Origin of the sequence: Halosolutus halophilus (assembly GCF_022869805.1) — an archaeon.
Taxonomy (GTDB): Archaea; Halobacteriota; Halobacteria; order Halobacteriales; family Natrialbaceae; genus Halosolutus; species Halosolutus halophilus.
Window position 1 is genome coordinate 323383 of the sequence record NZ_CP094974.1, and the last position, 26239, is coordinate 349621.

At 66.8% G+C, this 26239-nt stretch carries 22 protein-coding genes; 14 read left to right on the forward strand and 8 right to left on the reverse strand.

All coding sequences use genetic code 11. From position 1 onward, the window contains the following. Nucleotides 1-236: 236 nt before the first annotated feature. On the forward strand, nt 237-911 hold the full coding sequence (locus MUG98_RS01705) for an HD domain-containing protein (protein WP_265110458.1): 675 nt from the start codon (nt 237-239) through the stop codon (nt 909-911). A gap of 144 nt (nt 912-1055) precedes the next feature. Here MUG98_RS01705 and MUG98_RS01710 read toward each other — a convergent pair whose 3' ends face one another. Then, nucleotides 1056-1664, reverse strand: coding sequence for a LysE family translocator (locus MUG98_RS01710; RefSeq protein ID WP_265112534.1), 609 nt, complete (start codon nt 1662-1664; stop codon nt 1056-1058). A gap of 267 nt (nt 1665-1931) precedes the next feature. Here MUG98_RS01710 and MUG98_RS01715 point away from each other — a divergent pair, with 267 nt between their 5' ends. Further along, nucleotides 1932-2642 carry a TlpA family protein disulfide reductase gene (locus MUG98_RS01715; protein WP_265110459.1) on the forward strand — a complete coding sequence of 237 codons (711 nt, stop codon included), beginning with the start codon at nt 1932-1934 and terminating at the stop codon, nt 2640-2642. Between the two features lie 39 nt (nt 2643-2681). On the opposite strand, the gene MUG98_RS01720 is transcribed toward MUG98_RS01715, so the two are convergent. Further along, nucleotides 2682-3323 (reverse strand): class I SAM-dependent methyltransferase, encoded by a 642-nt coding sequence (locus MUG98_RS01720; protein ID WP_265110460.1) that lies wholly within the window; start codon nt 3321-3323, stop codon nt 2682-2684. Nucleotides 3324-3525: 202 nt separating this feature from the next. Between MUG98_RS01720 and MUG98_RS01725 the strand changes: the two genes are divergently transcribed. After that, nucleotides 3526-4164: a TlpA family protein disulfide reductase gene (locus MUG98_RS01725; protein ID WP_265110461.1), complete on the forward strand. Its 639-nt coding sequence runs from the start codon at nt 3526-3528 to the stop codon at nt 4162-4164. A 90-nt stretch (nt 4165-4254) separates the two neighbouring features. On the opposite strand, the gene MUG98_RS01730 is transcribed toward MUG98_RS01725, so the two are convergent. Continuing rightward, nucleotides 4255-8505: an outer membrane protein assembly factor BamB family protein gene (locus MUG98_RS01730; RefSeq protein WP_265110462.1), complete on the reverse strand. Its 4251-nt coding sequence runs from the start codon at nt 8503-8505 to the stop codon at nt 4255-4257. A gap of 159 nt (nt 8506-8664) precedes the next feature. Further along, on the reverse strand, nt 8665-11193 hold the full coding sequence (locus MUG98_RS01735) for a DNA topoisomerase I (protein WP_265110463.1): 2529 nt from the start codon (nt 11191-11193) through the stop codon (nt 8665-8667). Between the two features lie 568 nt (nt 11194-11761). Between MUG98_RS01735 and MUG98_RS01740 the strand changes: the two genes are divergently transcribed. Continuing rightward, nucleotides 11762-13780: a hypothetical protein gene (locus MUG98_RS01740; protein ID WP_265110464.1), complete on the forward strand. Its 2019-nt coding sequence runs from the start codon at nt 11762-11764 to the stop codon at nt 13778-13780. Nucleotides 13781-14232: 452 nt separating this feature from the next. Here the strand turns inward: MUG98_RS01740 and MUG98_RS01745 are convergent, their stop codons facing one another. After that, nucleotides 14233-14727 (reverse strand): hypothetical protein, encoded by a 495-nt coding sequence (locus tag MUG98_RS01745; protein ID WP_265110465.1) that lies wholly within the window; start codon nt 14725-14727, stop codon nt 14233-14235. An 85-nt stretch (nt 14728-14812) separates the two neighbouring features. Between MUG98_RS01745 and MUG98_RS01750 the strand changes: the two genes are divergently transcribed. Both MUG98_RS01750 and MUG98_RS01755 read left to right on the forward strand, forming a co-directional pair. After that, nucleotides 14813-14941: a hypothetical protein gene (locus tag MUG98_RS01750; protein WP_265110466.1), complete on the forward strand. Its 129-nt coding sequence runs from the start codon at nt 14813-14815 to the stop codon at nt 14939-14941. Between the two features lie 217 nt (nt 14942-15158). After that, nucleotides 15159-16610 carry an MATE family efflux transporter gene (locus MUG98_RS01755; protein ID WP_265112535.1) on the forward strand — a complete coding sequence of 484 codons (1452 nt, stop codon included), beginning with the start codon at nt 15159-15161 and terminating at the stop codon, nt 16608-16610. 104 nt (nt 16611-16714) lie between these two features. On the opposite strand, the gene MUG98_RS01760 is transcribed toward MUG98_RS01755, so the two are convergent. The 3 genes from MUG98_RS01760 to MUG98_RS01770 all read right to left on the reverse strand — a co-directional run bounded on the left by MUG98_RS01760 (nt 16715) and on the right by MUG98_RS01770 (nt 19205). Continuing rightward, nucleotides 16715-16990 (reverse strand): HalOD1 output domain-containing protein, encoded by a 276-nt coding sequence (locus MUG98_RS01760; protein WP_265110467.1) that lies wholly within the window; start codon nt 16988-16990, stop codon nt 16715-16717. A 156-nt stretch (nt 16991-17146) separates the two neighbouring features. Further along, entirely contained in the window at nt 17147-18667 is a 1521-nt protein-coding gene (locus MUG98_RS01765) for a flippase (RefSeq protein WP_265110468.1), read from the reverse strand. A gap of 148 nt (nt 18668-18815) precedes the next feature. Beyond that, nucleotides 18816-19205: an FxLYD domain-containing protein gene (locus MUG98_RS01770; RefSeq protein ID WP_265110469.1), complete on the reverse strand. Its 390-nt coding sequence runs from the start codon at nt 19203-19205 to the stop codon at nt 18816-18818. 197 nt (nt 19206-19402) lie between these two features. Here MUG98_RS01770 and MUG98_RS01775 point away from each other — a divergent pair, with 197 nt between their 5' ends. From MUG98_RS01775 to MUG98_RS01810, 8 genes are all read left to right on the forward strand, one after another. Beyond that, a complete protein-coding gene (locus MUG98_RS01775; RefSeq protein ID WP_265110470.1) occupies nt 19403-20332 on the forward strand; it encodes a sulfide-dependent adenosine diphosphate thiazole synthase in 930 nt (309 codons plus the stop codon). Between the two features lie 70 nt (nt 20333-20402). Next, complete coding sequence (locus MUG98_RS01780) at nt 20403-21293, forward strand: NAD-dependent epimerase/dehydratase family protein (protein WP_265110471.1); 891 nt, start codon at nt 20403-20405, stop codon at nt 21291-21293. A 138-nt stretch (nt 21294-21431) separates the two neighbouring features. Further along, nucleotides 21432-22199: a DUF7001 family protein gene (locus MUG98_RS01785; RefSeq protein WP_265110472.1), complete on the forward strand. Its 768-nt coding sequence runs from the start codon at nt 21432-21434 to the stop codon at nt 22197-22199. Between the two features lie 118 nt (nt 22200-22317). Then, entirely contained in the window at nt 22318-22731 is a 414-nt protein-coding gene (locus MUG98_RS01790) for an acyl-CoA thioesterase (protein ID WP_265110473.1), read from the forward strand. Nucleotides 22732-22913: 182 nt separating this feature from the next. Continuing rightward, nucleotides 22914-23159: a hypothetical protein gene (locus MUG98_RS01795; protein WP_265110474.1), complete on the forward strand. Its 246-nt coding sequence runs from the start codon at nt 22914-22916 to the stop codon at nt 23157-23159. A gap of 190 nt (nt 23160-23349) precedes the next feature. Continuing rightward, nucleotides 23350-24480, forward strand: coding sequence for a helix-turn-helix transcriptional regulator (locus tag MUG98_RS01800; RefSeq protein WP_265110475.1), 1131 nt, complete (start codon nt 23350-23352; stop codon nt 24478-24480). A gap of 177 nt (nt 24481-24657) precedes the next feature. Beyond that, on the forward strand, nt 24658-25425 hold the full coding sequence (locus MUG98_RS01805) for a hypothetical protein (protein WP_265110476.1): 768 nt from the start codon (nt 24658-24660) through the stop codon (nt 25423-25425). 2 nt (nt 25426-25427) lie between these two features. Then, entirely contained in the window at nt 25428-26150 is a 723-nt protein-coding gene (locus MUG98_RS01810) for a DUF7345 domain-containing protein (RefSeq protein WP_265110477.1), read from the forward strand. Nucleotides 26151-26239: the final 89 nt, after the last annotated feature.

The following is a 26239-nucleotide window of genomic DNA, read 5'->3' on the forward strand; positions in this document are numbered from 1 at the left end:
TTCGATCCAGCACCGTCCGAACCGGAACCCACTGCCCTATCCGCCTGTCCGAACCAGCCCCCTTCCCGTTTGGGCGTCGATCGGACCGTCGGCCCGAAATATTCAAGACGTATACACGTTTGCCACCCGTATAATTGCCATTGTCACCGGGTCACATCCTGAACCAAAGGCCTAAGAGCGAAACTACCTTACATTCCGCCAATGACTATCGCTCGTCTGTGGCGGAGGGATCTCTCGTGGGCGTCGAAATAAAAGAAACCAGGGTACCAGACGCCGAATTCGAGGAGATGAAAGGATTCGTCTTCGAGTATCTCGCGGCCAGCGTCGAGAAGGAAGACGAAGGTGGCCGCATGCGCTGGTACCCGTGGCACTCGGCGGAGTACCGGCACAACCACATCCTCAACGTGGTCGATCTCGCCGAAGAGATCGCCCGTAAGGAGGGTGCGGACGTCGACGTCACGCGGGTCGCCGCGCTCTTTCACGACGTCGCCAAACTCGAGACGGACCAGGAACTCCACGCCGAGGCCGGCGCTCGCGTCGCCCGGGAGTACCTCGAATCTCGAGCGGAGTACCCCGAGTCGTTCATCCAGCAGGTGTGTCGCGCCATCGAACACCACTCCTACCAGGGTGATCTCGACGACCTCGCACTCGAGACGCAGTCGCTCATCGAGGCCGACCTGCTCGACAAGGTCGGCGCGAACGGAATGGCCCTGATGCTGTTGCGGATGGGCTACGAGGCCCGCACCCACATGGACTGCGACGAGATGGTCGATCGGGTCCTCGAACGCGGCTACGACGCCGCCGCGCGCGTCCAGAGCGATACGGCCGAGAGCATCGCTCACCAGCGACTCAAGCGCGTGACGTGGTTCCAGGAGTGGCTCGAGGACGAAATCGCCGCGATGGGTGACTGACGCGTTCGTTCCAGAGCGGCAGTCTCCGTCCCCGACCGTCTTTGCGATCGACAGTGACGACTCTCGGGTCCGACCCCCGTTCGGTTCAGTCGCCGGCCGATCGGTCCTCGCGTCCGCGTCGGCGAGCGGTCGATCGGGACGCCCTCAGAGGACCCCGAGGGTGCCGACGACGAGAAATAGCAGGCCGAATCCGGCCAGCACGACGGCGCTGAGAGCGGCGACGATCGGCGCGAAGGCGTCGACCCGCCGCCCCGCGGCGACCAGCGCGGCGGGGTAGGCGACGATCCAGAGCCCGATGCCGCCGAAGAATCCAAGCAGCAGGGCCGGCGAACCGGTCTGGACGACGAGCGCTCCCTCGAGGACCGCCCCCGCACCCGGCACGTGCGAGAAGACGTCGAGGCTGCCCGACTGGAGCAACCCGACGCCGACGGTGAGCCAGAACCCGATCTGGTAGGGGTTCGTCAGCGCGAGCACGAACGTTTTGCGAAACCCCTTCGACTCGCCGCGGCCGCCGTCCGTGAACGAGGCCGCCGATCGGGCCTCCTCGATCGCGCCGACGGCGAAGTAACACATCAGGAGTCCGCCGGCGACGTAGAGGATCGGCCGGACCGCCGGGTACTGGTCGATGATCGCGACGATGCCGGCGAGCGCGAGTACGAAGAAGACGACGTCGGCGACCATCGCGCCGAGGCCGGCCCAGAAGCCGGCCGTCCAGCCGCGGACGACGCTCTCCTCGGCGATGATGGCGTTCATCGGTCCCGGCGGCGCGGCGAGGGCCACGCCGAAGACGATGCCGGCGAGTGCCGTTACGAGAGCACTGGTCACTGCTGTTCGATATCGAGTGAGTGACCGGGGGAGAAAAGCGCACTGACTTCGGCAGCGTGGGCACGGATGGGCGTCGAACCGCCGGACCTATTTCGAACCCCGTTCAACGGCGGGTATGGGCGAGGATCGAATTGCCGGTGTGACGCCGTCGAGACCGCTGGCTGAACGCGAGGCCGTCTCGATCGGGACGGGGCGATGGACCTGGACGGAGCGACGATGAATCGGCGCGCCCTCCTCGCGGCCGCCGCCGGTCTGGGGACGGTCGGCGCCGGTGGCTGTCTCGATGGTGGTTCGGGCGGGAACGAGATCGACGACGCCGACGACGCCGACGACGGCGCGGACGGCGACGGCGGCCCGCCGTACGAAATCGAACTGATCGACGCGCCCGGCAGCGAGGCGGGGACGGTCACCGTCCCGCAGTCGGGCCAGGTCGTGCTCGTCAACTTCACGCGGCAGTTCTGTCCGACGAGCATCGGGTATCTCTCGAACGTCGGCGAGGCGTACGACCGACTCGCCTCGGAGTACGACGTCGGACCGGACGGCGACGTGTTCGTGCTGTCGGTCATCGACTGGACCCAGGGCGCGACGCCGTCGAACGAGGAACTGGCCGACTGGTGGATCGAAAACGACGGCTACTGGCCGATCGGCATCGATCGATCCGGCGAGTTCTTCGACGAGTACCACAACACCGACGAGTTCCCGGGGACGGCCGCGATAGACGGCGACGGGGAGGTCCACTGGGATGATCTCGGCGGGACGACGCCGTCGAACATCGTCTCTGGCGTCAGGGGCGCCGTCGAAGCCGAGTCCGGCGTCGAGACGGAATCGACGGCCGAGACCGACGAGAACGACGCGGCCGGAGAGACCAACGAAACCGACGCGGACGGACGTTCGGACGCGGACTGACCGACTCGCGACGATCGATCGCCGTCGACTGCGGTGAGGTCACGTCTTCCGCCCTTCCGCTCCCCGACGATCGGCGAGCGCCGGATACGACTGCTCCCCACCGACGGAGTTCCGTGCAACGAGGGTCGCGACCGCCGCGACTCCCCCCGGTAGCGGTCGCCGCCGCTCCTCGTAGGAGAGCACGGTCAGGTCCAGACACGCCCGGAGCAGGTCGTTCGAGCGGTACCGGTGGCGATCGCTCGTCGGTCCGATCTCGACGGGATCGCTCGTGCGCAGGTGGTGCTCGTAGACGAGGACGCCGCCCGGCGCGAGTGCGTCTTTCAGGTCGGGGATCACGTCCAGCCCCGCGAAGAAACTTACCGTGATGACGTCGTACCGCTCCGCTCCGAAATCGAAGTCGGCGACGTCGGTCCGGTGCCAGTTGACGCTCGCGTCGACGCCGCGAGCCTCGGCCCGCGTCCGTGCCTGCGAGAGGGCCTCGTCGGAGATGTCGATCGCGTCGACCTCGTAGCCGTGATCGGCGAGGAAGACGGCGTTGCGCCCGGTTCCGGTCGCGACGTCGAGGGCGCGTCCCTCCGGCAACGTCGCGATCCGTCGTTCGAGGTCCGGGATCGGATCGTCGGGGAGGTCGAACTCGACGTCCCTGTACTTCTCGTTCCAGCGCTCGCGTTCGTCGGTCACGTCAGGGATGACGGACGGCGGCCGCTTGGGTGTTCCCCCGATCGGCGGCGCGACGACTCGACGATCGAACCAGTGGAACCTTTGGTCGACGAAGCGTACTGTCACGCATGACTCGTCACTCGGATCGCTGCGTCGCGGCCGTGGGTCAGCCGCGACGGTCTCTCTCGCAGCGCGATCGGTCGCAGATCGAGGTGAGAAGCCGGTGAGACGCCGCGACCTCGTCGCCGGTATCGGGAGCCTCGGCGTCCTCGGTGGGGGCGTCGCGCTCCTGCGGAACGGGATGCCCTCGATCGGAGACGACAGCCGTCCCGAGCCAGCCGACGAAGACGGATCGAACGGCCCCGTCGAGGTCGAGACGATCGACGCCCGCGGGAGCGAGGCCGGGACGGTCCAGGTGCCGGCCGATCGGGTCACGGTCGTCAGCTTCTTCGTCACGGGCTGTGGCCAGTGCCAGGCACACATGCCGCACCTCGCCGAGGCCCGCCGAGACCTCCGGGACGACTACGGCTCCGACGTCCGGTTCCTGTCGGTCACCTACCAGTCGCTCGGCAAGATGCCACCCGAAGAACTCCGGGACTGGTGGGCGGCCCACGACGGCAACTGGGCGGTCGGTTACGACCCTAATTCGTCGCTCTCGGCGTCGTACGGCGTCGTCGGCTATCCCGTCACGGTCGTGATCGACGCGGACGGCGAGAACCGGTGGCAGGAGAAGGGCGTCCTGGATCCCGAAACGATCGTCGAGGCCGCCGAGCCCGTACTGGACGCGCGACAGGGGGCGTCGACCGCGAACGAGACGGGCAACGCCGGCGATACCGACGAGGAGTCGACGTCGACTGCCTGAGGCGATCGGCGGCGGTGACGACGAATTCCGTCACGGACCGACGACCGGCGGCGGTGACGACGATCCGTCCCAGACCGGCGAGTGATGCGGCTACTGCCTGCCGTTCCCGATCCGGGTCAACAGTCCGGAGATCGGGTCCATCCGGTCTTTCCACGAGGTCGTCGCGTCACCGACGACGGCGATCCCGTCCTCGTCGACGGTACAGAGTCGACCGCCCGCGACGGCGATCGCCGTCAGGCCATCGCCGGTCGTGGCGTGGTGCCATCGCTCGGCCCCGTCGTCGGTCGTGATGGCGTGGACGCGGTCCTCGTCGGTGCCGAGACAGACGTGATCGTCGATGACCATGGGTGCCGTCGCGGCGGCCCCGACGTCGACGCGCCAGCGTTCGGTACCCGCCCCCGCGTCGACGGCGTAGAGGCTGTGATCGGCACTCGCGACGAAGACGGTCCCGTCGGCGACGGCCGGTGCGGCCCTGAGTCGCCCGCCGGTTTCGAACCGGAATCGTCTCTCGCCGTCGGACGCGGCCAGTGCCACGAGTCGCCCCCCGCTGCCGACGGAGACCGTGCCGTCGGCCACGACCGGCGTGGTCCCGACGCCGTCCTCGAGTGGCGTCTCCCAGCGTCGCTCGCCCGCGTCGGTCCCGACGGCGATCACCCGATCGTCACAGCCGACGTAGACCGCGCCGTCGCCGACTGCGAGACCCGTGATCGTCCCGTCGAGATCGGCCGTCCGGCGGGGGTGGCCGGTCTCCCCGTCGATCGCGTGGAGCGCGTCGCTGGCGGCGTAGACGGTCCCGTCGGCCGCGACCGGCGACGCGCGAACGGGTTCGTCGGTCTGGTAGCGCCACGCGCGCTCGCCGGTCTCGGCGTCGAGCGCGTAGACGGCCCCGTCGTCGCCGCCGACGTAGACGCGTTCGTCCACCACCGCAGGGGACGTCCTGATCGGCCGCTCCGTCTCGAACGCCCAGCGTTCGCGTCCATCTTCGAGGGCCAGCGCCGCGACGGCCCCGTCGGTGCGGGTGAGAAAGATCGTGTCGCCGACGAGCGCCGGTGAGGCCTCGATCGCGGCGTCGGTCGTGATCCGCCACCGCTCGCTCGGTTCTCTCCCGAGCGCGTCGCCCGATCGGACGCGGCCGGTCGCTGCGGGGCCGCCACGGGCCATCCGCCAGTCGGGGGCGTCCGTTTCGGATTCCGCCTCGAGGTTTCGAAGCGCCTCGAGTTGCTCGACGGTTTCGGTCGCTGCCGCCGAGACGATCGGGACCGGATCGTCCGTCAGTGGCCGGATCGCGGCTACAGACTTCAGGGCGTCGATCGCCCCGAGGGTCCTGACGGCCCGCGTCCGTACGCGGGCGTTCGGATCGACCAGGCGCGATCGGAGTTCGGACCGCAGGGTCGATCCGGATTCGAGTTCGCCCGCCGTGGCGAGGTCGACGAGTGCGCCGGCGGCGTTCGCCCGGACGGCGCAGTCCGGATCCGAGAGTGCGTCGACGAGCGCGGGGATCGCGTCGTCGAATCCGCTCGGATCCTCGGCGGCCATCGTCGAGAGGACGCGCGCGGCGGTCACCCGGACGACCGAACTCTCGACGGCGAGGCCGTCGGCGATCTTCGAGACGCCGGTCGGCCGGAGCGCGTCGGATTCGTCGGCCAGCACGGACAGTCCGAGGAGCGCGAGCGCGGCCGCCCACGGATCGTCGTCGAGGCGACGTCCCAGCCCCGACAGTTGGTCGTCGATCGCGTCGGCGCGGGTCGGCGTCTCGCCGCCGGCCACGAGCGAGGCGGCGTCGAGCAGGCGATCGTCGACCCGATCGAGGGCGTCCTCGAGCGCCGACCTGCCGCCGTGACCGGTCCTCGAGAGCGTCCCGAGCGCGAGCGTCGCGTAGCCACGGACCGCCTCGTCGTCGGCGTCGAGCACCGTCACGAGGTCGTCCGTCTGCGGCGACACGTCGTCGGGGTCCGCCGCCGCGAGCCGTGCAACCTCGGCGAGGATCGCGGTCGAATGCCCCGTGCCCAGGTCGTCCAGCAGCAGTTCGGAAACCGGTCGCCGATCGGTCCCCGCGACGATGGTCGTGAGCGCGCGCACCTGTTCCCGGCGCGTTTCGTCCGATACGTCGGTGAGACGCTCGAACAATGGTTTCGCCGCGGACGCGACGAGAGCCGGGTCCACTCTGGCGAGGTCGGCGATACCCGCGGCGACCGCACCGGCCCGGCCGTCCCGCTCGTCGAGGACGTCGAGGAGCGCCGCCATCGGCGTCGGGTCGATGTCGACGTCGGCCGCGAGGTACGTTTCGAGGGTCTCGAGCGCCTCGACCCGGACCGCCGGGGCCGAGTCGTCGAGCAGGTCACAGACCGCGCCGATTCCGGCCTCGACCTCCGCTGGCGTCGTCAGACCGAGGACCGACAGTGCCTGGCAGGCGGCGACGCGGACCGTCTCGTCGTCCGCCTTCGTTTCCTCGATTGCGAGCGTGAACGCCGCCCGCCGATCGCGTCCCGGGGCCGGAGCGATCGCGGCGATGGTCTCGCGGGTCGTCTCCCTGACACTCCGATCCGGATCGTCGAGCGCGCGGAACAGCGACGCCAGCACGTCGCGAACGTCGCCAGGATAGGTGGACGCGACCGTCGCCAGGGCGATTGCGGCGTTGTTTCGGACGCTCGCGTCGTCGTCGTCGAGTCGATCGGCGAGCGCGTCGACGGCCGATCGGACGGCGCGTGGCTCCTCGGCGGCGACGCTCACCAGGTCCCGCGTCGCCGCCCGGCGGACCGCCGTCGGCCCGTCGTCGATCCGCCGGCGCAGCGACCTGACGGCGGGGTGGGCCGCCGAGGTTCGCGACTGCGCGACCTCGGCGAGCGCGCGGGCGGCGTACCCCCGAACCCACTCGTCGCCGTCCTCGAGTCGATCGACGAGTGTGGGCACGTCCGGCCGATCGTCCGGCCCGTCGAGCGCGATAGCACCGAGGGCCGTCGCCGCGTGGTGGCGAATCGGTTCGTGCGGATCGTCGAGGCGATCGGCCAGGTCCGGGACGACCGGACGGACGGCCCCCGGCGTCTCCTCGGCGACGACCGCGATGGCGCGGGCGGCCTCTCGGCGGACCGTCTCGTCCGCGTCGTCCAGTACGCCGGCGAGATCGGCGACGACCGACTCGGCTGCCGCCGGAGCCTCGGCGGCGACGGCAGCGATCGCCGTCACGGCGTGGGTCCGAAGTGCGGGGCTCTCGGCGTCGTCGTCGGCCGACCCGGACGTGGCGCACTCGTCGCTCTCGAGCAGGCCTGCGAGCGGTTCGACGGCATCTACGGCCGCGGCGGGTTCGGCGGTCGCGACGGCTGCGAGCGTCGCCGCGGCGTCCGTCCGAACCGTCGCGAGCGAGTCCCCGAGTCGATCGACGAGCGGATCGACTGCCGGGACGACGTCCGCCGGCGCGGTCTCGGCGACGTCCCGGAGCGCCCGAGCGGTCTCGCGGCGAACATCGCGATCGTCGGCCAGACTCGCCGCCAGGGAGACGACGACGCCGCGGAGCGCGTCGGGTCGTTCGTCCGCGATCGCGGCGAGCGTCGCCCCGGCTTCGACCCGGACCTCGTACCGGTCGTCCGCGAGCCGCGCTGCAACGGCCTCGGCCTCCGTCGCCACCGCCGCCGGCGTCTCGGCGGCGACGGCCCTGAGCGCGCCCATCGCGTTCGACCGGATCGCGGGTTCGTCCGCGAGTCGATCGACGAGTTGATCGATGGCGTCGAGCACGTCGTCGGGACGGGTCCGGCCGACGGCTGCGAGGACCGCGGTGGCGTTCTCGCGGACGGCGACCGTCTCGTCGTCGGTCGCGGCAGCAACCTCGTCGACGACCGGGCCGACGGCCGTCGGCTCGACCGGGGCGATCGCGGCGAGTGCGTCCGACGTGCGGACCCGGACTACTTCCTCGTCGGCGGTCACGCAGGCCGCGAGTGCCGTAGTGGAGTCGGCGACGGCCCGCGGGTCCTCGGCCGCGATCGACGCGAGTGCGTCGGCCGCGTCGGCCCGGACGGCGGTCGACCCCTCGAGACGCTCGGTCAGCGCCGGAACCGAGTCACGCACGTCCGCGGGATAGGATGCAGCGACGGTCGACAGCGCGGCCGCCGCGTGGGACCTGATCGCCGGTTCGTCGTCCAGCCGTTCGGTCAGCGTCTCGATCGCTGAACGGACGCCCGCGGGCCTGTCCGTCGCTTCTGTCGCGAGCGTCCGGGCCGCGTACTCCCTGACCTCCGGATCGTCCGCGGACAGAAACGATTCGAGCCGATCGACACCGACGGTCACTTCGATTTCGCCGTCCTGTTCGCCCTGCGTCGGGCCCCTGGAACTATCACTTGGCGAATTCATCGTGGTCACCCGTCCACCCACGGTTCGCGCGACCGACTCACACGACCGGGTAGTTAGGTGAGAATCCAGACACGTTAAGTTAATTCTACCTCCGATCGTCCGTTTTTGAAGACGCTACCGTCGAAGTGACTGTCGCCACGAGAAGCCGGTATCGAGCGCTCAGGCCTTCGCCTGCCAGTCGCGGATCCGATCGGCGCTGACGCCCTCGACGTCGTCGGCGACGTCGTCTGGATCGCTCTCGGTCAGGTCCTCGATGTTCTCGATGCCCGCGTCGGCGAGTTTTTCGACGGTCTTCGCGCCGATCCCGTCGAGCGCTTCGAGGTCGGAGCCGCTGTCGCTCTCGCGGGCCTGAAACTCCCGGTAGTTGCAGATCGGACAGCCGAGTTCCCACGGCTCGTCTCCGCTGTGGACGACGAGTTCGGGCAGGTCGTGTTCGTCGCAGTACTCGTCGGTGACTTCGATCTCGCCCCGGCGCGGGAGGGGTAGGGAGTACTCGCAGTCGGGGTAGCGCGTACAGCCGACCAGACGGGAGCCGCTCTGGAGGGTCTTGATGGCCAACTCGCCGCCACCGTCGGCGGTTTCACCGCCTTCGTCTCGCGACGACTCCGTCGTCGCGCCGTCCTCGCCACACTCGGGACAGTCGCCCAGAATCGGCCCCTCGCCGGCCTCCTCGGCCTTGCAGAGCGGACAGCCGTGGACGAACGTCTGCCGCCCGGCCAGCATCTTCACCTCGTTCAGCTCGTGCTCTTCGCACTCGCTCTCGAGGATCAGCGGTTTGCCCGTCGAGGGCAACGGAAGCGTAAACTCGCAGTCGGGGTAGCCGTCACAGCCGACGAAGTACGAGCCGTGACGGCTCTGCCGGACGAGCAGGTCTTCGCCGCACTCGGGGCAGGGGCCCAGTCGCTTGTCGTCTTTCAGCGACTTCCGCAGGTGGTCGCCGATCTCCTCGCGGGAGTCGGCGAGGTTCGCGAAGATTTCCTCGAGCATCTCCCGGGACTCGTCCGTGACGTCGTCGAGCGTCGCCTCGCCGCTCGCGATCGCGTCCATATCCGCTTCGAGTTGGGCGGTCATCTCCTCGCTGACGACCCGGTCGGCGTAGCTCTCGGCGGCGTCGACGACGGCCATGGCGAGTTTCGTCGGGCGCGGCGGATCGCTCTCGATGTAGCCGCGATCGTACAGTTTCTCGAGGGTGTTGTGGCGGGTCGACTTCGTCCCGAGCCCCAGGTCTTCCATGGTCTCGATCAGCCGGGACTGGCCGTATCGACGCGGCGGCTGGGTCTGTTTCTCCTCGAGTTCGACGTCGTCGATCGCGAGGTCCTCGCCCTCGTCGACGTCGGGGACGAAGTTCTCGCTGGTGTTGAAGTACGGGTAGACGTCGTGGTAGCCGGGTTCGACGAGCCGTTTGCCGTTGGCCTTGAGCCGGCAGTCGTCGACCTCGGCGACGACCTTGAGGTGTTCCCAGACGGCGGCGTCGGCGACGGTCGCGTAGAACCGACGGACGACGAGTTCGAAGATCTCCCACTCGTCGTCGCTCACGTCGCCGCGGGACGGAATCTCGCCCGTGGGATGGATGGGCGGGTGGTCGGTCGTCTCCTCGTCGCCCTCGGTGGGGACGATCTCGTCGGCCTCCAGCAGCGACTCCGCGGACTCCCCCAGCGTCGAGTGGCCGACGAAGTCGTCGAGCAACTCCTCGGGATCGAGATCGTCGGGGTAGACGGTGTTGTCCGTTCGCGGGTACGTGATGTAGCCGGCGGTGTAGAGGTCCTCGGCGATCGACATCGCCCGCTGGGCGGAGTAGCCGATCGCGCTGGCCGCGCGGATGAACTGGGTCGTGTTGAAGGGGGCCGGCGGCGTGTCCGTGCGCGTGCGCCGGTTGACGTCGACGACCGTCGCAGTGTCGCGATCGGCGAGCGTCTCGTAGACCTCGTCGGCGACGGCCTCCTCCCAGACGCGCTCGGCCTCGTTGTCGTCCTCGTCGCGGTAGAAGTACTGGGCCCTGAAGGTCGTGTCGTCTTTCTGCAGGTCGGCGAACAGTTCCCAGTAGTCCTCGGGATCGAACGCCTCGATCTCGCGCTCCCGATCGACGATCAGTTTGAGCGTCGGCGACTGCACTCGGCCGACGGAGATGAAGTCGTCACCGAGCTGGCCGGCAGAGAGCGAGAGGAAGCGGGTGAGCGCGGCGCCCCAGATCAGGTCGATGATCTGGCGGGCCTCGCCGGCGGCGGCCAGGTCGAAGTCGAGGTCGTCGGGTTCGTCGAAGGCGCTCTGGACCTCGTTCTCCGTGATCGAGGAGAACCGTACGCGACGGATGGGGACGTCCTCGTTGACGTCGCGGACGATCTCGTAGGCCTCCTTGCCGATGAGTTCACCCTCGCGATCGTAGTCCGTCGCGATCGTCACGCGCTCGGCCTTGCGGGCGAGGATCCGGAGCGTGGCGACGATGTTCTCCTTCGTGGGGGTCTTCTCGACGCTCGCGTCGATCAGTTCGACGGGTTCGACGTCCCGCCAGTCGGAGTACTCCGGCGGAAAGTCGACGCCGACGACGTGGCCCGAGAGGCCGACGCAGCGTTTGCCGCCCCACTCGTAGACGTTGACGCCGTTCTCGCGACTCGACTCGAACGTGCCGCCGCTCAGGATGTCGGCGATCCGCCGCGCAGCGTTGTCTTTCTCCGTGATTATCAGTTCCACGGCGGCTCACCTCCGCTGGTTCGGTGGCCCGTCGACCCGGGACGTGTATCGATCATCGTCGCTCGCTACGACTGAGCATTTGATAACGCTTTCGCCCAAAACCGCAAGACTGCGCGGGTGTGCGTGCGGTCGCGCGAGCGTTCGCGTGCGCGAGGACCAACCGCCGTACCCGAACCACTACGCGATCGATTACGGCCGCCGAGTCACTCCTCCACGAGGGCGTGCTAGCTGTTACCAGCCGTCGATGCTCCGGTCTCTTCATTCAGCGTCGCGACTGATCTCGAATCGATCGATTCGGGACGCGTCTCTGCGACCCGATCGCTCGAAGGTGTATCAGATACCAGTGATATCCGCAGAACCACGCCGAATACAGGAAACGCATCCCTCGCTGAAGGGACCACCCGATCGAGAGCGTCGAATCGGCATATACGAGCCGTACAACCATCGTCTCGTACTCGATCCCGATCGGACCGATCACCATCGAACTCGAGCAGGTCGTCCCGGTTCCGTGCATACGTCAATTTACTATCAATAAAATCCAAATAGTTCCGTTCGTATTCTATTTAAGATGCCAACTGGAACCAACGCGAAACTATCGAGGATCGCCGCGCGCGTGGGGGGACGCGATCGACGGCGAGCCGTCGTTCTCGACGGTGACGCGTCGAGACCTGTCGCTCCAGGCGGTCTCTCGACGCGCCACTTCGAGGGCCTCCGTTCCGAGATGGAACGCGAGCGGTCGTGCGCGAGCGACGGCGCGCACGCGGCGAGCGACGCCGGTTCACGACGCGTGATGACCGACGGCGGAACCGTGAGAAACGCCGACGGCGATCGACAGCGGTCCGACGACCGGATCGTCGACCTCGAAGCCGCGATGAGCAGGGCGGAACGGACGCTCGAATCGCTCGAGGCGGATACGGAGGACCTTACCCGCGATCTCGAAACCGTCCGGGAGAACATCTCGGCGATCGAAGAACAGCTCTCCGAACGGGCCAGGCGAGAGTACGTCGACGCACAACTCGACGCGCTCACGTCCGTGATCGACGACGTGGCGGAGGCGACCGACGAGTCCGTCGACGCGGCGACAGTCGAGGCGCTCGAAGCCGACGTCGGGGCGCTGGCGGACGATCTCGAATCGCTGCGGGACGACGTCGAGGGGCGGGAGCAGTGGGAGACGTCGATCGACGACGACCTGGCCGGCGTCGAGCAACGACTCGAGTCGCTGACGGAGTCGTTCGCCTCGCTCGAAGACCAACTCTCCGAGCGAGCGAAGCGCGAGTACGTCGACGAGCAGTTCGACGAACTCGAGGGCGTGGTCGAGGATCTCGAGACCGAACTGGCGACGCTCGCGGAAACCGTTTCGTCGGTCGAGTCCGTCGAGGAGGATGGGCCGTCTTCGACCGATCTCGAAGCGCTGGACGGCGACCTCGAGTCACTCCGGAGCGACGTCGAACGGTTGACCGACGATTTCGAGTCGCTGGCCGCCGACCACGAGTCGATCGTCGAGACCGCGGTCGACGAGTCGGATCTGGAAGCGGCGATCGACGGTCTGGCCGACGCGGACCGCATCCGGGACCTCGAGGAGGCGTTCCAGATGATCGCCCACACGGTCGACAACCTCGAGAGTGCGGTTTCGGTTCGTCTCGAACGGCTCGACGAGTGGACGTCGAACGACAACTGGGCGACGGACGCCGATCTCGACGCACTCGAAAACCGCGTCCAGGACCGTTTCGAGGCGATCGACGCCGAACTATCGACTCTCGACGGGACCCTGGAGGAGTTTCGCGACTCCGTCGAAACCCTTCCCGCGCTGGAACGGTCGATCGAGTCGACGGACGAGACCGTCCGCTCCGTCCGCGAGGAGGTCGAGACGATCAACGAGGAGGTCGGGACGGTAAACGAGGAGGTCGGGACGGTCAGCGAGGAGGTCGAGACGGCACAGGAGCGGATCGACGCCGTCGAAACACGGGTCGACGATCTGCGGAGCGAAGTCGAGGATCCAGCCGCAATCGACGACCTCGCCGCAACCGTCGACGATCTGCGGGCGGCGGTCGAGACGGTCGAACGCGAGTCCGCCACCGCGGAGTCGGTGACGTCGCTCCAGGAGGAACTGGCCGGGACTCGTCGGCGGACCGAGGACGTCGAAGCGTCAGTGGCGAACCTCGAGCCGGCTGTCACGGACCTTCGCACGGACGTCGACACCCACCAGCGTCAACTGGAAACGATCGCGGCTGATCTCGGGACCCTCGAGGCGGAACTCGCGTCGAACGCCGACGTCGAATCGGCCGTCGACGAGATCGAGTCGCGGCTCAACCGGATCAACGGAAAGCTCGAATCGGACCTCAAAACCCTCCACATAGAAGTCGAGGACCTCCGCGAGCAGGTGGCGACCGAGGAGCGGAACGTCCTCAAGCGGATGGTAACGGACGACGTCTTCGGACTGGTGATGATGGCGTTCGTGACCATCACGACGATCGGGGCGACGATGGCGTTCTTCGGCGGACAGCACGTGGTCGCCGCGGTGTTCGCCGCCGTTCCGGTCGTGACCGTCCTGGGGGCCCACCTCCTCCTCTCCCGGCGGTCAGGGTGAATCTGAAGGTGAACGCGAATGGGACGAACTGTCACCTGTCGGTCGAATTCGACTCGCCATCACGGCTCCCCCGCCCACTTTCGATCCGGGACTGCTATTCCAGTTCATCTCGATCGAGTTGTAGTATCTTTAACTAATGTCTGACACAGATTTATACTACAGTAGTAATCATCGAACAATCGAAAATGACTACACCAATTCCCTGTAAGGAGCAACTCACCACTGCTGCAGCGGTGGCGTTCGTCCTCAGTGTTGGTGTGGTGAGTACCGTTCCGTCTGCCGGCTCTCACTCACTCCTCGTTCTTAGCGCGGTCTCCTTCGTGATTCTGTACGTGAGCGGGTGACCCAGGTGTTGGCGACGCGACACAGATCGAGTCACTCATCGAGGGATCCCCGGTATCGACGGCTAGATCGCGGTACCGAACCGCGTAGTACGGGACGACGGGCTACGGTCAGGACGTCGGTGTTGCGTCGAGTGCGATCCGACCGGTGTCTTTGACTATCACGTCGACGGCCACGCTCTTCGGGTCGGCTCCCTGTATGTAGTCGTCGAGTTCGATCGACGGCCACTCCGTATACACACTCTGTTTGCCCGTCGTTACTTCCCGTGCGTGTATCGTCCACGCGCCGGTTTTCGACGGCCATCCCTCGTGGATAATGTACTCTTCGTCGGGATCGAGAGCGTGCTCAGACCACTGGACCAGGGTGTCATCCAGTTCGACCGCCAGCGCGATGCCGACGCCGCGATCGATGGCGTCGCCCTCCTCGGCTGGCACGTCGTCCGTATCCTTTTCGTATCGATTGTGGAGCAGGATACTGTCGAGCGTGGCGTTCCCGGAGGAATCGTCGGCGGGTGGTTGATCTGACGTTTTCTCGGCGGACGAACAGCCACCGAGCAATGCTACCGAACTGGCGAGGACCGATCGTCTGGTGAGGTACGTGGTCATTGGTGTGAGAGGGACTGTCACTGGAGCCAGGCCACAGTCCAGCAACCTGCCGAATCTGGCCGGTCACGGGGGCATGAACTTTGTGATGCAGAGGGTTTCCGGCAACCTGGTCCAGACGTGCGTCACCGACTGGCCGCTGGGGATCGACACCGATGGCGGTGACGGAACGGAGGCCGAACCGAAGGCTGACGTCTTCGCGAACCGCTCGAGCTGAACGCGAGGTCTGCGAACCGCCCGAACTGTCCAGCAGAGGTTTCGTCGGATTGGGTCGACTGCCACTCCCCGTCGAGTCTCGGCCCCGTCCCGCCGATCGGTCCGGAGCCGGCAAGCCACGGCCGCGAGGCGAGTCCTTTTCCCCCGACCGGACGAGACACGGACGAGAACCGATCGTGGCCGAGACGGACGCCTCGACCGATCGAAAACGGGTCGACATGACGACGGGGGGTATTCCCCCGAAATTGCTCGAACTCGCGTGGCCGCTCGTTCTCGGGAACCTCCTCCAGACCGTCTACAACCTGGCGGACATGTTCTGGGTGGGCCGCGTGAGCGCCGAGGCGGTCGCAGCCGTCTCCCTGATGTTTCCCCTCTCGTGGATGTTCGTCTCGACCGCGATGGGGATCACCGCCGCCACGATCGCGCTGGTCTCCCAGTACGTCGGCGCGGACGACGATCGGATGGCCGACAGGGTCGTCGCCCAGACGATCCTGCTCACGCTGGCCGTCTCGACGGTGCTCGCGGCGATCGGCCTCGCGTTCCGTCGGCCGCTGCTCTGGCTCATCGGCGCACGCGATCAGGTGTTCGTCGAGGCGCTGGCCTACATCGAGGTGATCTTCCTCGCCTTGCCGCTGACCTTCCTCTTCTTCGCGTTCCGATCGTCGCTGCAGGGCGCCGGCGACACGAAGACGGCGATGTGGCTGGTGTTCGTCTCGGCCGGAATCAACGTCGTGCTGGACCCGTTCTTCATCCTCGGCTGGGGGCCGTTCCCCGCGCTGGGAACCCGCGGCGCGGCCATCGCGACGTTCGTCTCCCGCGGCCTCGCCACGGCGGCGGGGATCTACATCCTGCTGGACGGCGGGTACGGGGTTCGGCTCCGGATCGGCGATCTCACGCCGGATTTGGCCATTCAAAAACAGCTGATCGACATCGGCTACCCCGCGACGATCGACGGCTGGGCGCGCAGTTTCGCCTCGGTGGCGATGGCCGGGTTCGTCGCGCGCTTCGGGGCCGCGCCGACGGCGGCCTACGGGATCGGCGTCCGACTGATGTCGGTCACGTGGGCGGTCTCGGGCGCGGTCGGGCAGGCGACGGCGACCGGCGTCGGCCAGAACCTCGGCGCGAAGACGCCCGATCGGGCCGCGGCGGTCGCACGCACCGCAACTGCGGCGACGATGGTCTTCATCTTCGTCGTCGCGGCCGTTCTCGTCGCGTTCCCTGCGCAGGCGATTCGGCTCTTCGTCGCCGATCCCGCGGTGATCGCCGAGGGCGTCGTCTTCCTGCGGATCACGGCCCCGTTCTGGGCGCTGTTCGCGGGCGTGATGGTCGTTCAGGGCGCGCTGCGTGGCGCCGGGAACACCAAGGCGGCGATGGCCCTGTCGTTCCTCTCGCGGTGGGTGTTCCGGATCCCCGTCGCGCTCGTGCTCGCGTTCGCGTGGACGGTCACGGTCCCGGGAATCGGCGTCACGATCGGCGCACTCGGCTGGGGGATCGAGGGGATCTGGTGGGCGTACTCGTTCGGAATGACCGTCTCGTTCGTCGTCGCCGTCGCCTGGTTCCGACTGGGGACGTGGCGCGAGGGCGTGATCGAGGACGAGGGCGAGGAACGGTCGACGCGAGAGGACACGTCCGCCGGGAGCGGCAGCGAGACGGATTTCGTCGACGACTAAAAACGGATGGAGATTCGGACGAAGGATGGTCCGTGTGGTTCCGGACGGAATCCCGGTACGCTCGCACGTGGATCGACCGGCTCGTAGAGCCACCGCTGGCATTCTCAGTTGTAGAAGATTTCTATCCTCTTTCCGTCGATCTGGACCTTGTACTCGTCGATCGTAAACGAAATCGCGATGGCTTCGCGGTCGGTGACGAGCGTATCGAGCGCTTCGGGATCGACGTAATCGTACAGGGTGCCGTCCAGTTTGGCCGAGAGGGTCGTCGATTCGGTATCGGCGATGGACGCGATAGTGTCGATGACGGCTATGCTCGGCGCGATCTTCGACCAGTCGTATCGACTCTGGACCGACCCAGAGTACGTGTGAGACTCCTCCATAAGTCCCAGACGTAACAGACTCGGTTATGTCTGTTGTGAGGATCTGGGTGACTGTAGTCGCTCGGACAGTATTTACCCGGTATCGGGGCGCGATGCGCCGTCGAACGCGTGACAGCGGCGTCGAGACCGTCGTCCCCCAGTAGCGATCGGCCCCGATCAGCGGTTCAGGAGGCTGGCCGGAAGCCACCTCTGGAGGGTCGGGCTGAACTCGGCGATCATCTGGGCGTCCTCGTCGGTGAACGCGTCGGTCGCGATCAGCGAGAGGCAGAACGTGACGATCACGACGATCGGGAGGGCGGCGACGATCACCAGGTCCGAGTCGACGAACAGGACGATCGGCGCGCCGGCGATCGTCGCGGGGACGCCAGCACCGACGACCTTCGCGAAGTCCCTCGTGAAGGGGTGGATGCCGTCGAGGTAGTACACCTCGACCAGCGTCAGCCCGCCGACCAGGAACAGCGCCGTGGCCGAGCCGATCGCCGCACCCTCGATGCCGACGAACGGAATGAGCGTCATCGAAACGAGGAGGTTCGCACCGAACAGCACGAGGGTGTTGACGAAGACCATCCGCGAGTAGCCCAGCCCTTGAAGCAGCGTGCCGTCGGGACCGCCGAACGTGACGTTGAAGAGGAACGCGCCGGCCAGCAGGACGACGACGAGGGTCGCCGCGGCGTACTGGGGCGTGTAGAGGACGGCGAGGTACGAACTGGCGCCGAGCGAGAGCACGATCGCGTACGGCAAGGTGATCCCGACGATCCAGCGGGCCATCACCTGGAACCGCTGTTCGACGAGGACGGTATCGTCGCGCGTCTCGGCGATCAGCGGCTTGAATACCGGCGACAGCGAGTTGAAGATGATCATCAGGCCGGAGCCCAGCATGTAGCCGACGCGGTAGATGCCGACGTCGTCGGAGGAAAGGAAGTAGCCGAGCAAGAAGTAGTCGACCTGCCCCATCAGGACGAAGACGACGCTGGTCATCGCGAGCGGGACGGAGTACGTCACGAGCGGGCCCGGCGCGACGAGTTCGATGTCGGCCGTCAGGAGGTCCCACGCCTTGTAGACGAAGACGATCGAACCGACGGTGATGGCGACGAACAGCCCGATCACGTAGCCGGCGATCAACCCCAGCAGACCGAACCCGGCGAGCAAGAACCCGGCGGTGACGACGAACCGGACGATCGGGCGCACGAGGTCGCGCATGATCACCCGGTACTGCAGTTTCTTGATGCTGTAGTAGGAGGTGAGCAGGACCTTGTAGATCGCCAGCATCGGGATGGTGACCGAGAGCAACAGGAGCGCGATTTGCATCGCGGGCTCCCCGAAGAAGTCACCGATCCGCGCCGTGCTGACGGCGAGCGCGAGCGCGACGAGCGACGAGGTGACGAGGACGGTTGCCGTCACCTGCACGATCACGCCCTTGGCTTTCCCGCGCTCGCCCTCGTCGAGATACTGCGGGACGAAGTAGTCGATCGCGAGCGGCAGGCCGAGGTTCGCGAGTATCTGCGTGAAGAGGATGACCGACGTCGCCAGGACGAACAGCCCGTAGACCGACGGGCTGACGAAGCGGGTCATCAGCATGACGATCGCGAACCCGAGCACTCCCTTGACGACGTTACCGACGAACGTGATGCTGCCCTGCTTCGCGAGCGTCGAGACGCCTTCGTCGTGGTCGGTCATGGCGACAACGTGCGGTTCATCTGGGTCTCCTGTGGTTGCGCCGGCACCGTCCGTGGGCGTGGGCGATCGGTCCGCTACTCGTCCGATCGATCGCCCCACGGCCGTCGAACGCGGTCGTCGATCCAGTCGTAACCATACTGGTGTCCGATCAGACTCCCGTGGCCGGTTCGAGTTCGTAGCTCTCGACTTCGGCTGCCGCCTCGCCGAAGTGCGGATATTCGACGTCGAACGGCCACTCTTCGCCGGAGCTAACGTCACCCTCGACGTTCTCGATGACCGTCTCGAGTTCCTCGCCCTCGGCGTCGAGGAACGTCGCCCGGATCTCGATGTAGCTCAGTTCCCGCTCGCCGACGTTCCTGACGACGCCCCAGACGTAGACGCGTTCGTCCTCGGTCCCGGGGTTGTCCCGAACCAGATCGTCCCAGACGATTTCGACGTCCCCCGGTTCGGTGATCTCCTCGCCGTTCTCCTCGAAGTAGCTGAGGCAGCCGGTGAGCGGAAACAGGGCAGCGAGTCCGAGAAACCGGCGACGCTCCATCGGCCCAGCGTACGTGGCGGCGAGGCTTCAGCGTTCGGGACGCGGGACCTTCTGGCCGCCCAACCCGATCGTTCGTCCTCGGCCCGCTCGCTCGTTCGTGGTGGGCGGTCGGTTTCAGCGGCCCCTCCGGAATCCGTCCGTTCGGCGATCGATCGACGCGATAGATTTTTCACCACTGGTTGCTACCACCTAGTTGTATGAGCGACTTCGATCAGTTCAGCGACGTCGGTGAAGCGGACGTAACCCGTGCGATCGGACAGGAGTGGACCGAGGAGTTCATGGATTTCTCGGACTCGGACGTGATCATCGTCGGCGGCGGCCCGTCGGGGTTGACGGCCGCGAAGGAACTCTCCGAGCGCGGCGTCAAGACGATGGTCGTCGAGAAGAACAATTACCTCGGCGGCGGGTTCTGGCTCGGCGGCTTCCTGATGAACAAGGTCACGGTTCGCGACCCAGCCCAGCAAATCCTCGACGAACTCGAGGTTTCCTACAAGCAGTCCGAGGACAGCGAGGGACTCTACGTCGCCAACGGGCCGGAGGCCTGTTCCGGCCTCATCAAGGCCGCCTGTGACGCGGGCGCGAAGATGCAGAACATGACGGAGTTCACGGACATCGTCATCCGCGAGGACCACAAGGTCTCGGGGATCGTGATGAACTGGACGCCGGTCCACGCGCTGCCCCGCGAGATCACCTGTGTCGACCCAATCGCCGTCGAGGCGGATCTCGTCATCGACGCGACCGGCCACGACGCGATGGCCGTTAAGAAACTCGACGAGCGCGGCGTGCTCGACGCGCCGGGCATCGGTAACGCCGAGGCGTCGGCGACCGGGATGGACCAGACGGGCGACGACAGCTACGGTGCGCCCGGCCACGACTCCCCGGGCCACGACTCGATGTGGGTCGGCAAGTCCGAGGACGCCGTCGTCGAGCACACGGGCGTCGCCCACGACGGGTTGATCGTCACCGGGATGGCGACCGCGACGACCTACGGACTGCCGCGGATGGGGCCCACCTTCGGCGCCATGCTCGTCTCCGGCAAGCGCGCCGCCCAGGAAGCCATCGACGAACTCGGCATCGACGCCGACCCCGTCGACCTCACCAGTCGCGCGACGGTCGCCGACGACTGATACCCCGGAACTGCGCCGAAGCGGAACGGGAAACCCACACCGTTTTCGCGATCGGGTCCAGGAGTCGGGTATGGAACTCGTCGTCACCGGTGCGACCGGCGGGGCGGGCAGTTGGATCGTCGATCATTTCGCGAACGATGGGCACGAGGTCGTCGGCGTCGACCTCGAGCGACCGCCGCGCGAGCGCGAGAACGCCACGTTTCTCGCGGCCGACCTCGCCGAGCAGGGGCAGGCGTGGGAAGCGGTCCTCGACCCCGACCCGGACGCAGTCGTCCACTTCGCCGGCATCCCGCGAATGGGACTCGCGCCCGGCACCGAGACGTTCGTGACGAACGTCGCGACCGCGTACCACGTGTTCGAGGCCGCGGGTCGCGCCGGCGCGGACGTGGTCTGGGCCTCGAGCGAGAGCCTCTACGGGATGCCGTTCGCCGCGGAACCGTTCCTCCCGGACTACCTCCCGATCGACGAGAGCCACCCACAGCGGCCGGAAGACGGCTACGGCGCCTCGAAACTCGTCGGCGAGGAACTCGCCAGGAAGACGGTGCGAAAGCACGGCATCTCGATCGCCTCGATCCGGCCGTCGTGGATCCAGTACCCCGGCGAGTACCGGGCGACCGACGGGCGATCCGCGTTCGACCCCGAGACGGCCGAGCCGAGCGGTAACTTCTGGTCGTACGTCGACGTCCGCGACGTCGTCTCGATCGTCGACGCCGCGCTCGAAGCGGACATCGACGGTCACGAACCGTACCACGCGATGGCCGCGGACAACTACCTCGGTCGTCCGACGGCGGACGTGATCGAGGCCGTGTTCGGTGCCCTCCCGGACGAGTGTGACATCGAGGGCGAGGAGTCGGCGTTCTCGACGGCGAAAGCTCGAACGGAACTGGGCTGGCAGCCGGACCACACCTGGCGCCACGCCGAGAACGAGACCGTCGAACCCCCCGCGTTTCTGGATGGGTAGCGTCGACACGCGCGACTGGACCGTCGCCGCCGTACTTCCCGGGACGTCGCCCGCTCTCGAGACCTGACGCCAGTCGTCTGACGGGGATACCGAGCCGCGACCGTAACAGTTTCACCGAGTGGTACGACTAGATGGTACATGGTTAGCACCGTCATCCTCTATCGCGCCCCGACGACCGTCGCCGACGTCGATACGATCGCCGACTGGCTCGCGGGTCGCGTCGACGCGACGGTGACGGTCCGGGATCGGTTCCTCGACGGACACCGAACCGGCGACCTCCCCGAACGGTTCGCCGAAGCCCGGGTGACGTCACCCTACGATCGCGACACGGGTAACACGATGCTGGGGACGATCCGCTACGAGGAACGTGCGCTCGAGGATCCCGACCGGGAGGGCGGCGTCCTCTACGACGGCGTCACGGTCCAGCGGGCGCTCAACACCGCCCTGCCCGCCGACGAACGGGGTCTCGACACGCTGCACGTGCCGCTCCTCGATCGGGCGATCGGGACGTGGGGCGATCACGACGGCCGCTGGCACAAGCGAGTGACCGTCCTCGGTCAGCCGGCGCTCGTTTCGGTGCCCGGCCTCTACGAGGCCCCGGCGAAGCCCGAGGAGTACTACAGGGAGAAACAGCGTCACTCGCTGCTCTCCGGTGACACGCCGCCGCGCGAGGTGCTCGAGAACCGCGTCGAGGGCGAGTTCCTGATCGAAGACGATCCCCGGACGACCGACGCGCTGAAGGGATACGTCCTGCAGGCCGCCCACTACCTCGAGACCGGCGAGCCGTTTTGCGATCGGAGGACGTGTCGACTCTTCAACGCACACTACCACGAGGACCTGATCGAGGCGCAGCTTCGCGAGCCCGAGTTCTGTGACGAGCACGCGCGGCTGTACGAAGCCGATTGATCTGCGGAGATGGGGGAGACCTCGCTGTGACCTGACCGGCGACGCCATCGCCAGCCTCCTGTCGGGTACACGCCGCGAACCGGTGCCTACTTCCGTCCGACACCGGAGACAATGAACAATGAGTGAAAAATTCACTTCGGAGATACCGATCCGCTTTCGCGATCTCGATCCGCTGAATCACGTCAACAACGCCGTCTACGCGAGCTACCTCGAAGAGGTCCGCTCGGACTACATCGAGGAGGTGCTGGGACTGGACGAGCGCGACCACGCGTTCGTCCTCGCGGCCCTCGAGATCGATTACGAGCGGCCGATCACGATCGACGACGACCTGACGATCGCGCTTACCGTCACCGACCTCGGGACGACCAGTTGTACGATGGCGTACGAGTTCCTCGTCGACGGCGGGATCGTCGCGTCCGCCGAGACGACGCTCGTCCGCGTCGATCCCGAGACGAAGCGGCCCGAGGCGATCCCGGACGAGATCTGCGATCGCGTTCGCGAGTACGAGGGACTCGAGGCGCCAGCCACCTGAACGGGAAGCGCTGAACGCGCCAGCCACCTGAGCGGGAAGCGTTGGGAACCGATCGGGGATTGTTCGTCGCTCCCGAAATGACTTATCTGACCGATAACCCTGAGACATCGAAAGAAAACCGGCGAAAACCGGCGACAAAACCTGACCGGTTGATAAACGGTCCCGACGACTATCCAGTCGCCATGAGACGACACGTAGTACTCGCGATCGTGGTCAGCATCGGGCTGCTCGTCGGAGCGGCCGGAACGGCAGCGGCAACGCCGGGGGAGGGTCCGCCGGACGACCTCCCGGAGCCGGTTCCCGACTTCGTTTCGGAGTTGCTCGGGGCTATCAGTAGCTTCGTCGACGGCGCGATCGACGCACTCGGTGGCGTCGTTTCCGAGAACACGCCCGGGGCGGCCGCACTTCACGGTCCCGTGACGCCGTAATCGGGCCGGGCCGTTCTCGCCGCGCTGATCAGATCGTTGATGCTACTCGTAACTGACCAAAAAGCGTATTAGAGTGCCATAGTATACTGAATTTCGTGATCCCCCGGATACGTTTGCAGCGTCTTTTCCTCCGTTTCCCTCCCGTGGATAGATTGCAAACGGATCGACTACAGCGGCGTCCTGGACGAGTATGACCGACCGTAACCCCCGATCGATCGTTCGGCTGCTGATCGTCGCTCTCGTGCTCTCGCTGGTCGTTTCCGGGCCGCTTTCGGTCGCCGGCGCGACCGCCAGTCAGCCGCAGGCACCGTCTCGCGCCGTCGAATCGCCGGACGGATTTTCGGCGAGTCCCGAAGACGTCGATCCGGACCAGGTCCGGATGAACGTCGCCCTGGCGGCCGACGGCTCCGCCGAGTGGACCGTGGAATTCTGGGTCGAACTCGACGACAACGAATCGACGGAGGCCTTCGAGTCGGTCGCGACCGATATCGACGAGGATCCGGAGCCGTACCTGACGCGGTTTGCCGATCGGATCGATACGACGGTCGCCACGGCGAGCAACGCGACGGACCGGGAGATGTCGATCGACGGGTTCGCCGTCGAGACGGAACGGCAGTCGCTGGCCCGCGAGTACGGCATCATCAGGTACACGTTCGATTGGCGCGGGTTCGCCGTCGTGGACGGCACCGAACTGCGCGCCGGGGACGCGATCGAAGGATACTATCTCGACGACGGGACTCGGTTACTGGTTTCGTGGCCGGAGGAATACGAACTGACGAGCGCGAGCCCCGAACCGGACGCTCATCGAGAGAACGCGGTCATCTGGCGCGGGTCGCGGACGGATTTCGTCTCCGACGAGCCCCGTGTGGTCGTCTCGAGCGGGGGGGCGGGACCGTCGCTGTCGACGATCGCGCTCGGCGTCGCCGTTCTCGGAGTATTCGGACTCGGCGTCGCGGTGTGGTATCGCCGGCAGGGATCGGGCGGCGTTCCCGCTCCAGTTCCGGGCGGCAACGGCGACGACGGCGACGCAGCGGGCGGCGCGGCGACGGCCGATCGGGACGCGGAAGCCGAACGGGCCGTTCCGGACGAGTTCCTGAGTAATGAAGAGCGCGTCCTCCGACTGCTCGAGGACCGCGGCGGCCGCATGAAACAACAGGACGTCGTCTCGGAACTCGGCTGGACCGACGCGAAGACGAGCAAGGTCGTCAGCGGGTTGCGCGAGGAGGGAAAACTCGAGTCGTTCCGACTGGGTCGTGAGAACGTGCTCACGCTTCCCGAGCAGCGAGACGCGGTGCTCGAGTTCGGGGAGCAACGCGACTGAGGGGAGTCCCGCGATCGACGGGCAAACCAGCACGATCGCACGACGGCGACGGACCGTTTCGCCCAATTTACGACCGTTGCCGGCGCTCGACAACGGTGTCAAACGTCGTTAATAGTCGTTGAATCGGAGTGATAATCGACCCTGTATATGGAGCGGTAGCTCCACGTCCCAATCGTCATGAAGCGACCAACGACGATCGTACTTGCACTGCTACTCGCCGTCTCGATGGCGGCGGTGCCCCTCGCGGCTGCCGACGTCGGCGCGGCCGCGAACGCACAGGAACAGGACACCGAGGACGAGGACGTCGCACCCGGTGAACAACTGTCCGCCGTCGTCGGCGTTCAGGAGGCCGAACTGGACGGTGAACTCGCGGAGCGCACGTACGGGATCAAGGTCGCCTCCGCACAGACAGAGGACGCCAAAGCCGACGTCGTCCTGGAGCAGCAGGCCGACGTCGAGGAACGCATCGCGGACATCGAGAACCGCACCGAGGAACTGAACGCCTCCTACGAAGCCGGCGAAATCACACGCGGACAGTACAAAGCCGAGATGGCCGCCGTCGCGGTGGAACAGAAGACGACCGAACGGCTGGCCAACGGTACGGTAGCGACCGCCGGCGAACTGGAGAGGCCCGAAGAGAACGGTATCGACGTCGAGGCGATTCAGATGCTCGCGGAAAACGCGAGCGAACTCGGCGGTCCGGAAGTCGCCGAAATCGCGACGTCGATCGCCGGTGAGGGCGTCGGTCAGCCGGTCGACGCGGATCGAGAGCCCGGCGCGCCGATCGAACTACCGGAAGCGGGTCCCGATGCGCCGGCTGACGACGCTTCGGACGTGGATACGCCTGCGGACGACGACGAAACTGACGGCAACGAAACGAACGCCGAAGAGCCGGGATCCGAGGCCGGCAACGATGAGCCGACGAACGACGACGAGAACCAGTAAGAATGGGACGATGGATCGTCGCTTTCGGCGTGCTCGTCGTGCTCTCGGGGCTCCTGGTTTCACCGGTTTCAGGTGCCGGTGCGACGGCCAGCGATCCCGCCGATACCGACGAACCCACGTTGCACGTCGAACTGACGGCCGACGGTGATGCCACCGTCTCGCTCGTCAGCGTGTACGACCTCACAGACGAGGACGAGCGCGACGCGTTCGAGACGCTCGAATCCGACGACGAGACCCGCACAGAACTGCTCGATCGATTTACCGCTCGAATGCAGCCGGTCGCCGCGAACGCGAGCGACGACGTCGACCGCGAGATGACGGTTACGGCGGATTCGATCGACGTCCGCACGACGGACGACGATCGCGGCGTCGTCGTGCTCTCGGTGACCTGGGCGCAACTCGCGGCGGTCGAGGACGATCGGCTCGTCGTGACCGAGCCGTTCGCGAGCGGGTACGAGACCGATCGGACGGTCGTCGTCGCCGGGCCGGACGGGTCGACGATCGAGACTGCGACGCCGGAGCCTGACACCGAGTCGGACGGACAGGCGAGCTGGGACGCCGGGACCGAGTTCGACGGGTTCGAAGCGGCGTTCTCGCTGTCCGCCGAGGAGACCGGCGGCGACGAGACCGACGCCGCCGACGACTCGCTTCCCGGATTCGGCGTTCCGATAACGGCTGCGACCCTGCTCGCGCTGATCGGGATCGGAATCCGTCGCGACGAGTGACGTCCGATTCGCGTTCGATAACGCATTTTTCGTGTCCCCGACTGACGACCGGTCGCAGGTCCCGTTTCGATCGGGACCGGATCCGAACC